At 53.1% G+C, this 11231-nt stretch carries 9 protein-coding genes; 8 read left to right on the top strand and 1 reads right to left on the bottom strand.

All coding sequences use genetic code 11. The annotated features are described in order from the left end of the window. Window positions 1–291: 291 nt before the first annotated feature. The 7 genes from MGMO_RS20290 (at window position 292) to MGMO_RS06420 (ending at window position 8996) form a co-directional block, all read left to right on the top strand. Window positions 292–474, top strand: a complete 183-nt coding sequence (locus MGMO_RS20290; RefSeq protein ID WP_200922707.1) for a hypothetical protein — start codon at window positions 292–294, stop codon at window positions 472–474. A 93-nt stretch (window positions 475–567) separates the two neighbouring features. After that, the gene (locus MGMO_RS06445; protein ID WP_023494232.1) at window positions 568–1386 is read left to right on the top strand and encodes an AAA family ATPase; all 819 of its coding nucleotides are present in this window, start codon (window positions 568–570) and stop codon (window positions 1384–1386) included. A gap of 164 nt (window positions 1387–1550) precedes the next feature. Continuing rightward, complete coding sequence (locus MGMO_RS06440; RefSeq protein ID WP_023494231.1) at window positions 1551–2966, top strand: SWIM zinc finger family protein; 1416 nt, start codon at window positions 1551–1553, stop codon at window positions 2964–2966. Then, on the top strand, window positions 2963–4441 hold the full coding sequence (locus MGMO_RS06435; RefSeq protein WP_023494230.1) for a DUF5691 domain-containing protein: 1479 nt from the start codon (window positions 2963–2965) through the stop codon (window positions 4439–4441). Before MGMO_RS06440 ends, MGMO_RS06435 begins: the two co-directional genes overlap by 4 nt. Next, window positions 4434–5528, top strand: coding sequence for an ATP-binding protein (locus MGMO_RS06430; protein ID WP_023494229.1), 1095 nt, complete (start codon window positions 4434–4436; stop codon window positions 5526–5528). The genes MGMO_RS06435 and MGMO_RS06430 overlap by 8 nt, the downstream gene beginning before the upstream one ends. Before the next feature lie 3 nt (window positions 5529–5531). Further along, window positions 5532–7817 carry a DUF5682 family protein gene (locus tag MGMO_RS06425; RefSeq protein WP_023494228.1) on the top strand — a complete coding sequence of 762 codons (2286 nt, stop codon included), beginning with the start codon at window positions 5532–5534 and terminating at the stop codon, window positions 7815–7817. A 3-nt stretch (window positions 7818–7820) separates the two neighbouring features. After that, complete coding sequence (locus MGMO_RS06420; protein WP_023494227.1) at window positions 7821–8996, top strand: VWA domain-containing protein; 1176 nt, start codon at window positions 7821–7823, stop codon at window positions 8994–8996. 328 nt (window positions 8997–9324) lie between these two features. Here MGMO_RS06420 and MGMO_RS06415 read toward each other — a convergent pair whose 3' ends face one another. Next, a complete protein-coding gene (locus MGMO_RS06415) occupies window positions 9325–10389 on the bottom strand; it encodes a DUF1624 domain-containing protein (RefSeq protein ID WP_023494226.1) in 1065 nt (354 codons plus the stop codon). A 123-nt stretch (window positions 10390–10512) separates the two neighbouring features. On the opposite strand from MGMO_RS06415, the gene MGMO_RS06410 reads away from it, so the two are divergent. Further along, a complete protein-coding gene (locus MGMO_RS06410) occupies window positions 10513–11043 on the top strand; it encodes a DUF1993 domain-containing protein (protein ID WP_036307130.1) in 531 nt (176 codons plus the stop codon). Window positions 11044–11231 lie beyond the last annotated feature (188 nt).

The following is an 11231-nucleotide window of genomic DNA, read 5'->3' as shown; positions in this document are numbered from 1 at the left end:
CTTACACCGGGTCCTGTTTGTGAGCCGAAAATCTATAAAGCCTATAAAGAATTGGCCGTCAAAGTTATGCCCAATCTCAAATCACAGATTGTTTATAAGTACATTTAGGCAGTAGCCGACCAATCAGCAGCCATAACGGTGATTTGGTTTCGCAGGGTGTGAGTTAAGGCGATGGTCGGATATAAGCATTAACAATCCTGCCTCCATCGGGACAACTCCACATGATACGCACATTGGCAATCAGCAACTATCGGTCGTTACTCAACCTGGTACTGCCGTTGGGGGCGTTAAATGTCATCACCGGTTCCAATGCGAGCGGCAAGTCCAATTTATATCGCGCCAAGGTTGTTGGCGGAGACCGCGCAGGGCGGCGTGGTCAATGCCTTGGCAAATGAAGGCGGGCTTGCTACCACCTTTTGGGCGGGGCCGGAGCAAATTTCCAAGGGTATGCGGGAGGGGGCGGTCGACATCTAGGGCGGGCCGAGGCAAAAAAAACTGCGCCTGCGCCTAGGTTTTTCCGGTGATGATTTTGGTTATGCGATTTCCTTGGGTTTGCCCACGCCGTCAATGTCCGCTTTCGAATTAGATCCTGAAATTAAACGCGAATGCATTTGGGCGGGGCATAGCTATCGCCCTGCCAGCGCATTGGTGGATCGGGATGGGCCTTTGGTTAAGGTGCGTTCTAACCGCGCCTGGGATGTGGTTTCCCAACATACCCATAGTTACGACAGCCTGTTCAGCCAATTGGGAGACCTGACCAAGACGCCGGAAGTCGTGGCGATAAGGGAGCAGATCAGGAGTTGGCGGTTTTACGACCATTTCCGCACGGATTCGGAAGTCCCGGCGCGGATTCCGCAATTGGGGACGCATACACCCATCCTCCACCATGACGGCAGGGATTTGGCCGCCGCCCTGCAAACCATCCTCGAGATCGGCGATGCCGAAGCCTTACACGATGCCGTGTCCGATGCTTTTCCTGGTGCCAGTTTAAGGATTTCAAGTCAAGAAGATGGCCGTTTTGCAGTGCTGCTCCATCAGCATGGTTTATTAAGGCCGTTATCGGCGGCGGAATTCTCCGATGGCACCTTGCGTTATTTGTTGTGGGTTGCCGCCCTGCTTACTCCCAGACCGCCGCCATTGATGGTGTTGAACGAGCCGGAAACCAGCCTGCATCCCGATTTGCTCCAGGCCTTGGCGAGGCTAATCATCCATGCCTCTAAATCAACCCAGGTGTGGGTCGTCTCCCATGCTACCCGGCTGATTGCCGCGCTTGAGCAAGCGGACGAATGCAATTCCATCACCTTGGAAAAAAACCTCGGCCAAACTCAGATTATCGGCCAAGAAATGCTGGATGCACCTCCCTGGCATTGGCCGGATAACGCTTAGCAATAAGCCTATTCAAGTTCGGTGCTTGTATCTTTGGGGGAATAAACTACTTTTTATGGAAAGCTAGGTTGCAAAGAGTGTTTGCCTTACCCCAGTTATAAGATAAAACGACATGCCTAGAATGACAACATCCCAATAGACGCTAGCTATAACCTACCAACAAAATGATCAGTCTCGACAAGATTGAAGCCCTAGCGCCGGATCAAGCCTCATTGGATACGGCCAAGAAGTTATTGGATGGCAAAAAATGGCCGGTCTGCGGCGTCGCCAGCGACCACAGCTTTATTTGGGGCGAATGCCAGGGTTCGGGTTCCACGCCTTATCGGGCTTGTGTGGCATTGAACGACTTGGGTTACAAATGCACCTGTCCTAGTCGTAAGTTTCCCTGCAAACATAGCTTGGCTCTGATGTGGCGTTATAGTGCCAAAACGGCGGAATTTTCGACTGGGGATGTGCCGGAATGGGTGCGGGATTGGTCGGCAAAGCGGCGTATCGGTAAAACGGCGGCGAATGTAAGTGACCAGACCAATGTCGCCAAAAAATCATCCATAAACGAAGCCTTGGATAACGTTGACGAACCGGAACAAAAACAAGATTCCGAACGTGCCGCCAAAGCCAGGGAACGTAACCAACAACAACGCGAAACGCTAATCCAGGCAGGCTTGGAGGATTTCTACGCGTGGCTGGCTGATGTTTATGATAGGGGTTTGCTGCATTTCTTGCAGAACTGCACGACCAATTGCCGCCAAGCGGCAAAAAGGCTGGTTGATGCCAAAGCCTCGGGCTTGGCCTCGCAACTGGATGAAATGGCTGGCGGCGCATTGCAAACGCCGGAATCCGAACGTCCGCGCTACTTACAGCAAAAACTGAGCTCGCTGTACCTACTGGCCAAGGCTTATCAGCAGCAAGCTGGGTTGCCGACCGAACTCCAGCAGGAAGTCAAGCGCTTGCTCGGTTGGACGCTGTCCAGGGAACAATTGCTGGACAATCCTGATGTCCTCAGGATAAGCGGCCACTGGTTGGTGCTGGCGGTGCGGGAATACCTGCAAAATGACGGTTTAAGGCGTGTCGAAACTTGGCTGGGCAGGGTAGACGAAAACGCCGATAGACAGCACTTTGCGGTCTTGATGGACTACCACCATGCCTCGGCTGGCAATGTCGCACCGCCTTTCCGCCCCGGCGAATGGCTGGCAGGTACGGTGGCTTATTATCCTTCACCAACGCCTTTGCGCGGCATTATTGTCGATCATGCCTTGCTGGCAAACGGCAGTCGGCGTTTGCCGGGGCAGCCGCTGAAGCAAGCGTTGGAGGGGCGTTTAATGCAACGCAGCAAAAATCCTTGGTTGCCGACATGGCCGCTGGCAGTGGCTAACCCCGTGGTCGTAACCGATAACAAAGGCCAGTTTTGGTTGACCGGAACCGGAGATGACTGTGTCATCCTGCTTAAGCATCCAGACCGTACAGCGCTACTGCCCTTGCTGGGCTTGCAAATAAGCCACGCTACCGTGACCTGGGATGGATGGCGCGGCGACCTGTTGCAGGCCGATACCGTGTATGGTTTTTGGAGTGCCCAATCATGACAGCCGTGGAATTTTCCTGCAAAGATGCGGCAAGGTTATCCGATACGCTCATACTCGGCTTAAAAAAATCCGGCTTGCCGGTTGTAGCGCTTAACGAAACATTGGCGACGCTTGAGCCGACACAGCAAACCTTGGCGGCAATAGCTTTGGCGGCTGAACGGATAAGCTTTGGGGATGACAAAAGCAAGGCCAATGTGCTGCCCTTGGCCGTCAATCCGCCTTTGGATACCCGGCTCTTGCTGCCGGATAACTTACGCCCGGCCTTATTCCGGTTCGTCGGTAAAACCCAAGCGGGCGGCATCGCCTGGGAAGCCATCTGCCGTAGCGTCTACCAACACCTGCAAGCATCCGGGTTCAGGCTGCATCCGTTCGATTTATGCCGCTTAGACCGGTTTTTAAATGTGATCAACGTTAAAACCGGAAGTTACGAACACTGGTATTGCCAATCCTTGGCAGCCCAGCAACCCAAACAGCCTGTAGAAAACATCAATTGGGACAACTGGCAACTGTTCGGCAAAACCGAGCAAATCGATTTCCTCCGTCGGCAACGCGCCGTCAATCCCGATGCCACGCGGGCAGCGATTGAAAAAGATTTTGCCAATGCTTCGGCAGCACTGCGGCAATTATATGTCGAGGCGATGGCTGTCAATTTAAGCGCAAGCGATAAGCCTTTCTTGGAAAGCTTAGCGAATGACCGCTCCGGCAAAGTCATGGAAGCCGCCAGCAATCTCTTGGCGCGGTTTCCGGGTTCGGAGGGGGCGGCGCAAAAACAAGTGGAATTAAAAGGGCGTTTGACGGTTGCCTTGCTGACCCGGAAATTCACCCTGGTTAAGCAAAAAGGCAAGAAGGCTTCCGAGTCATTACAAGACTTGTACGCCTTAACCGAACATATAGCGATTGCCGATATTGCGGCGGCGTTGGACGTGACCTTGGACGAACTGCCGCGCAAGATCGACCAGGAGTTGGCCTTTCCTTTCGCTAGGGCGGCGGCGTTTTCCCACGATTTCGGGACGGCCTTGCTGTTGCTGCAAAAGGAAGACGAAAAAACCTTGCTCGGACAAACCAATACCCTATGCGACTGGTTTAACCCGGCACCGGATGTCATTAAGATGCAGCTTATCGAATGGCTGATACCGCTGATGGCGGAGGTCGAGCCGTTGGTGTCCACCAATCTCTTGGCAATCCACGACCTGCTGGCACAGCCGCTGCCGGATAGGTTGGCGGCGACATTGCTTAACGGCAAGGCGGTGAAAGCGGCCTGCAAAAATGCCGTCGGCGACAACCAATATCTGGCGAATACCAGCATGGACGTATTGGCACTGATGGCGGTACTGATGTCGCCGCCCTTGCATCAACCCTACTTAGCGAAACTAGCCGAAATACCGTTTCGGTTAACCCTGAATCCAAGTGCTTACTTAGCCTTCATTTCCCTGCTTGACCAGCATAACACCAATAAGGAATCACACGATGACTGACAAGACGCTTCGACCACCCGTGGAAACCCTGTTCCAAGCAGAATTGGAAGCCTTAAGACAGCATGACGCTGCCAACCCGAAGCTGCAAAAGCCAGCAAGCTGGGTGCTGTCGCCGCAGTCGGCGGTGTTGTATTTGGTGGGCGGCAAAACCCAGGACGGTACGCCGATAAGTCCCAAATACATCGGCCAAAAACGCTTGATTGAAACCGCCGTCGCCACCTTGGCGACCGACCGCGCCTTGTTGTTGCTGGGTGTGCCGGGCACGGCGAAATCGTGGGTGTCGGAACATATCGCGGCAGCAATCTCCGGCAATTCGCAATTGCTGATCCAGTGTACCTCCGGCATCGACGAAAACCAGATCCGATACGGCTGGAATTACGCCATGTTGCTGGTCAAGGGCCCTAGCCATGAGGCATTGGTGGCGACGCCGTTGCTGCGCGCCATGCAAAGCGGCGCTATTGTCCGCTTGGAAGAACTGACGCGGATGGGTTCAGACATACAGGATACCTTAATCACCATTCTCTCCGAAAAACTCCTGCCTATTCCCGAACTGAACGATGTCATTTATGCTGCCAAAGGTTTTAACGTGATTGCCACCGCCAACGACCGGGATAAGGGTGTCAATGAGCTGTCCGCCGCGTTGAAACGGCGCTTTAACGTCGTCGTCCTGCCCTTGCCGGAAACCGCCGAGGAAGAAGTCAACATCGTGGTACAACGGGTGGCAGCTATTGGCGGCGGCTTGCATTTGCCGGAAATCCCCAAGGCTGACAAAGAAATAGCCCGATTGGTCATGTTGTTCAGGGAATTGCGCTCAGGTGAAACGGCAGATGGTAGGCATAAGGTCAAATCACCGTCCAGCACCTTATCGGCTGCCGATGCCATATCCGTGACCGTCGGCGCATGGTCTGAAGCGGTTTATTTCGGCGAAGGCATTATCGATGCTGATCGATTGGCGAACAATATCATAGGGGCTGTCGTTAAAGACCCGGTGCAAGACCGTATCGCCTTGGAAGAATATCTGGAAAACGTGGTGAAACAGCGCAAGGATTGGCGGGATTTGTACGCGGCTATCCGCGAAATGCTTTAAACCATGACTGAGTCACGCCTGCATATTTTCGGCATCCGCCATCACGGCCCGGGTAGTGCGCGCGGCCTTGTGGCTGCGTTAAACCATTTAAAGCCAGTCAAAATCCTGATCGAAGGCCCTGCCGAAGCCTCCCACCTTATCGCTTATGCCGGGCGTGACCAGATGACACCGCCGTTGGCGATATTGGTCTATGCCAGCCAGGATCCGTCCCATGCCAGTTTTTATCCCTTTGCCGCCTATTCGCCGGAATGGTGCGCGATGGTCTGGGGCAACGAAAACAATATCCCCGCTGAGTTTATCGACTTGCCCTGCGCTTATCGCTTGGCCAAGGCGTTGGCGCAAACGTCTCAACCAGATACGGAAATAAGCGAAGATGCCCCCCTGCCGGATAAGCCTGGCGCTGAGGAAAGCCCACAGCAAGAAGCGCTGACCCGCGACCCTTTTTTCCACTTGGCAACCTTGGCGGGTTATGATGATGCCGAAGCTTGGTGGAACGACATCATCGAAGAAGGCCATCACGGTGATAGCCATTTTTCGGCCATCGAAAACGCCGTCGCCGCCTTGCGCGAATACTGCAAGGAATCGACCGAAACCTTGCAACGGGAAGTCTACATGCGCCTACAAATCCATAAGACATTGCAGGAAACCGACGGCACCATCGCCGTGGTGTGCGGTGCGTGGCATGCCCCGGCCTTACGCGACCTAAGCCGTATCGGCGCAGACCAAAAAGCGCTGAACAAGCTGCCAAAAACCAAAACGGAAGCGACATGGGCGCCGTGGAGCGACCGCCACTTGGCGGCAGCCACAGGTTATGGCGCGGGTGTATCGTCACCCGGTTGGTACCAATTCTTGTGGCGGCAAGGCCATCAAAACCAAAGCTTGGCGGCGACTTGGCAACAACGGGTCGCCCATTTGTTACGATCGGAAGGGCTGATGGCTTCCACCGCAGCGGTGATCGAGGCGGCGCGCTTATCCCATTCGTTGGCGGCGTTACGGGCTCGCCCTTCGCCCGGCTTGGCGGAAATGAACGATGCCAGTTTGTCGGTGTTGTGCGGCGGTGTCTTGCTGCCCCTAAGGTTAATCCATGAGCGGTTGATTATCGGCGCAAGCGTGGGCGAAGTCGCGCCCGATGTGCCGCAACCGCCGCTGCAAGCTGACTTGGGCAAGTTGTTGAAAAAATATCGGCTCAAGCTGGAAACCGACAGCCAAGAGTTGACCTTGGATTTGCGTTCCGAAGCCGGGATTGCCAAATCGGTGTTGTTTAACCGCCTGCTGTTGCTCAATATTCCCTGGGGCAGTTTTTTGCCGTCGACCGGGCGCGGCACCTTCCGCGAGAAATGGCGCTTATGCTGGGATCCGGCCTTCAGCGTCCGCCTGAATGAAGCCATCCGCTTCGGCCCGACCATCCAACAGGCGGCGTTGAATTCGGCCATCGAACAGGTCGGGCAAGCCAAAACCGTCGCCGATGCGGCCAAGCTGGTCGAACAATGCCTGCTGGCGGATTTGACCCAGGCGGCAGGACAAGCCATCACCCGTTTGGAATCGCTGTCCGTGCAAGGCAATGAGGTCAATTTTTTGATCGATGCAGTCGTCCCGCTGGTCAACATCTTGCGTTATGGCACGGCCAGGCCGATTCCCGAGCTTACCTTAAGGGGCTTGACCGTCAGCATGATGAATGAAACCTTGGTGCGCCTGCCTTATGCCGTCCAAAACCTGGACGAGCAAGAGGGCGATGCGATGATGAAACGCTTGGGCAGCTTCCATCATGCCGTCTACCTGTTGGCCGACGAGGACATCGTCAGCCGTTGGTATACGCTGTTAAAAGGCTTGATCCATGCCAGCACCTGCAATGCAGGCATCCAAGGCTTGGCAGCGCATTTTTTGTACGACAACGCCAAACTTGCCGCCGAGGAACTGCATAAGCTGCTTGTCCAAGTGATGTCTTATGGAACGCCGCCGCTGCACAGCGCGCGTTGGCTGGAAGGCTTTTTATCCGGCAGCGCGGACATTATTATCGTGGACGATGCTTTATTCCTTATCATGGATGAATGGTTGATGGCCTTGCCGGAAGAGGACTTTATGGAAACCATCCCGCTGATAAGGCGGGCATTTTTCGGTTTCGGCCTAAGCCAACGCCATCGCCTGTTGGCCAAAGTGCGCGCCGGTACAACCGCCATCCACCCAGGCACAAGCGGGCAAGCCATCGAACTGGATGAAGGCGGCAAATATTTTGAGTTGGCCTTACCGTTGTTGGCCACAATCCTTAACTTATCCATCGGCAAGGAATAAGCCATGAACAATTGCGAACGTATCAAACGTTGGCGCTTGGCTTGCGGCGGCGACGAACACGCCGCCAGAGCCGATGGACTCAGTGACCGCGACATCAGGATAGAAACCGCGCTGAATGCCTTATACCAGCGCGACGATGGCGCGATGGACGGCCAAAAGCAAAACCGCAAGGGCGGTTTGGGCGGTTCATCACCACGTGTTGCCCGCTGGTTGGGCGACATCCGGGAGTTCTTCCCCAGCACCGTGGTGCAGGTGATCCAGAAAGATGCTTTTACCCGGCTGGGTTTGAAGCAAATGCTGATGGAACCGGAATTCCTGTCGGCATTGGAAGCCGATGTGCATTTGGTTGCCGACTTGATTAGCCTGGGCCGGGTTATCCCGGACAAGACCAAGCACACCGCCCGCCAGGTGGTCGCCAAAGTGGTTGCCGAATTGATGGCGAAGCTGGAAGCCAAAACCATCCAGGCCGTGTTGGGAGCGGTCAACAAAGCCAAGCGGACACGCAAGCCGCGCTTTGCCGATATCGACTGGCACAAGACTATCCGGGCGAATCTGCGCCATTACCAGCAAGACCACAATAGCATCGTGCCGGAAACCCTGATCGGATATTCGCGCAAAAAACGCCAAGCCCAGTTGGATGAAGTCGTATTGTGCATCGACCAATCCGGCTCGATGGCGAATTCCGTGGTGTATTCGGCAATATTCGCGACGGTGATGGCCTCCATCCCGTCGTTAAAAACCCAATACATTGCTTTTGATACCGCCATTCTGGATTTGACGGAGAAGCTGTCCGATCCGGTCGACCTCTTGTTCGGCGTACAGCTCGGCGGCGGCACCGACATCAACCAAGCTCTGGCTTATTGCGACCAAAAAATAGCCCATCCCGGCCAAACCCATTTCATCCTGATCTCGGACTTGTGCGAAGGCGGCAACAAGGAAGAAATGCTGGCACGGGTACAAGCCATGATCTACAAAGGCATAAACGTCATCGTACTGCTGGCACTAAGCGACGACGGCAAGCCCTGGCATGACGACAACAACGCCCACGCCATCGCCGCCATGGGCGCACCGGTATTCGCCTGCACCCCCGACCAATTCCCCGACCTGATGGCAGTGGCTTTGCTTAAGGGTGATGTTGGGGAATGGGCGGCTGGCAATAAGATTGCGATAATTTCATAGAAAACTTTACCAAAATTTTAAAAAACTACTTCCTGGAGTTATCTGCACTGTGTCTTTTTAATGCATAACCAACAAACCCGTGATGAAAGTCTGCTTTGTAGTATGGTTAAGTTGTGTTCACCATAGACCGGTTTGGGTCGTTTAGTCAAGTTTACTTCGAACTTAAACTGACATTGGCGAGTGTCCGGAATCGAGTCATGATGATGGTTATTTTTTAAATATAGCTCAACCACCGCATTTCGGGATGATGGCGTTTATAGCGGGCAAAACCTTTGCAGAGGGGGTATAAGAGCAGAAGTATTACCAATCCAGATTCCATAAACCATCGTCAAGTTAAATCCGTATTCCGGTGCTGGTATGTTGGGAAAAGCATGACTGCCACGGCCAAGCAGCCAATCAACCGGTAGCCCCCTGAAATATGTGACAGCAAGCGCGTGCCATGGATAAGGGGCAGGTGGGCAAGGTAAAAAAATAACGGCACCCGACCGAATATGAGCAATGGCTCCCTAAGCAGGAGCAGGTTAAACCCTTCAAATAGGCTTAGCAGAAGCATCATGATACTTATTGTCACCAGCAGATAGGACAAGGACGGCGGGTATTTCTCGCAATTCAGGACAGCGAAAACGGTGAATAACGGATCCTGTTGGGCTTGCCAAGGTTCGGGGTCGCCGTAGATATTGCTCAGGCGCAATAGTAAAAATATTCCAATGCAACCGATTCCAAACTGGAACAATAAAGCCCTTCTTGAAATCGCAGAGCGTAAAAATATCGGCCCAAAACTGTAACCTGCGACCATCACGCCCAGCCACGGGATAAGCGGGTAGTCAACATAAAAACTATATCCGGGCATCAGTTCGATCCGGCCTGGAACATGCCGGACAGTCCACAACCAAGTTAAACCACCAAAATCATCAGGACGTAAGAAATCCAGTACATTGTGTCCGGCAATTGAGACAATTGCAAAGCCAGCAATTACCCAGCGAGGCAAAAAAATCAGCCAAGACAACCCAACCATCGACCAACCCAAAGCCCAGATCACCTGACCAAATAGGACATGATAATCCCAGTTGAACAGCCAACCAAAGCGAACCAGGGTGAGTTCCAAAATAACCAGCCATAGGCCTCGGGTGACCAGATACCCCGCAAGTTGGCGCTTAGAGAGATTGCGCCGTATTGTAGATAAATAAGCACTGGCACCTGTCAAAAAGACAAATGTAGGCGCACAAAGGTGAGTAATCCAGCGGGTGATAAAAAGCCCGGCGCTGGTCTTGCTGAGGTCGGTAGGGCTGAATAAGGCATCCGAAAAGAAGTCGCGGGTATGGTCCAGCGCCATCAACACCATGACGAGGCCACGCATCAGGTCAATCGATTCCAAGCGGCGAAAATCAAGCATAACTCGGCTTAATATTGATGGTTATTTAAAGCTATGGTTTTATTGCTTTTGCATTGCAGCGTTCGGTAAGCGTTATCATAATATAGTCTCGCCCTAAGTTATGGCTATTTCCCGGAGTAAAACATGTCGATTTCCATGTACGAAGCCTCCATACCACACTTTATCCGTATGTTGGGTAATTTATCGGCGATACTCGACAAGGTTATCGCCCATGCCCAATCCAAAAATATCGAAGAGTTTGTTTTTGTCAACGCCCGGTTGGCGCCTGACATGTACCCCTTAAGCCAACAAATACAGATTGCCACCTATATGGCAAAGGCTTGTGCCGCCCGCCTGGCTGGGGTCGATATACCCAAATACGAAAATAATGAGACCAACTTTGACGATTTTAAGGCCAAGATTGCCAAGGCCATCACCTTCTTGCAAGGCATTGACAGCGAACAAATCGACAACAGCTATGATCAACCCATCACGATAAAGCTGAATGACAAAGAAGTGGTTTACACGGCACAGATTTATTTGCTGGACGTGATCATCCCCCATTTTTATTTCCATGTCACCACTGCTTGCGCCATACTCCGACATCATGGTGTTGGGCTAGGGAAAAAGGACTACATCAATAGAGACCTTTGCAAAACCACCGTTATTGGTTAGAACGTCCGTAAAAACCAAATTACTATTGAAAAACAGGGGGTAATTTCGGCGAATCTTTGCCAAAAGTTCGTCATTACCGGCTTTATTTCACCGTTTTCCGGCCGCTAGGCAGGCTTTGCCTGTGGCAACCGCGGCAACGGGCTTTCAACGTACAACCGTGGCAGCCTTTTCAAGTTATAAGCGACGGC

Origin of the sequence: Methyloglobulus morosus KoM1 (genome assembly GCF_000496735.2) — a bacterium.
Classification (GTDB): domain Bacteria; phylum Pseudomonadota; class Gammaproteobacteria; order Methylococcales; family Methylomonadaceae; genus Methyloglobulus; species Methyloglobulus morosus.
Note: the sequence above shows the minus strand (reverse complement) of the source record. Positions and strands in the feature narration are given on the sequence as shown.

Coding starts and splice junctions, on each gene's coding strand:
- MGMO_RS20290 (WP_200922707.1), top strand. CDS start 292: ATGTCATCACCGGTTCCAATGCGAGCGGCAAGTCCAATTTATATCGCG.
- MGMO_RS06445 (WP_023494232.1), top strand. CDS start 568: ATGTCCGCTTTCGAATTAGATCCTGAAATTAAACGCGAATGCATTTGG.
- MGMO_RS06440 (WP_023494231.1), top strand. CDS start 1,551: ATGATCAGTCTCGACAAGATTGAAGCCCTAGCGCCGGATCAAGCCTCA.
- MGMO_RS06435 (WP_023494230.1), top strand. CDS start 2,963: ATGACAGCCGTGGAATTTTCCTGCAAAGATGCGGCAAGGTTATCCGAT.
- MGMO_RS06430 (WP_023494229.1), top strand. CDS start 4,434: ATGACTGACAAGACGCTTCGACCACCCGTGGAAACCCTGTTCCAAGCA.
- MGMO_RS06425 (WP_023494228.1), top strand. CDS start 5,532: ATGACTGAGTCACGCCTGCATATTTTCGGCATCCGCCATCACGGCCCG.
- MGMO_RS06420 (WP_023494227.1), top strand. CDS start 7,821: ATGAACAATTGCGAACGTATCAAACGTTGGCGCTTGGCTTGCGGCGGC.
- MGMO_RS06415 (WP_023494226.1), bottom strand. CDS start 10,389: ATGCTTGATTTTCGCCGCTTGGAATCGATTGACCTGATGCGTGGCCTC.
- MGMO_RS06410 (WP_036307130.1), top strand. CDS start 10,513: ATGTCGATTTCCATGTACGAAGCCTCCATACCACACTTTATCCGTATG.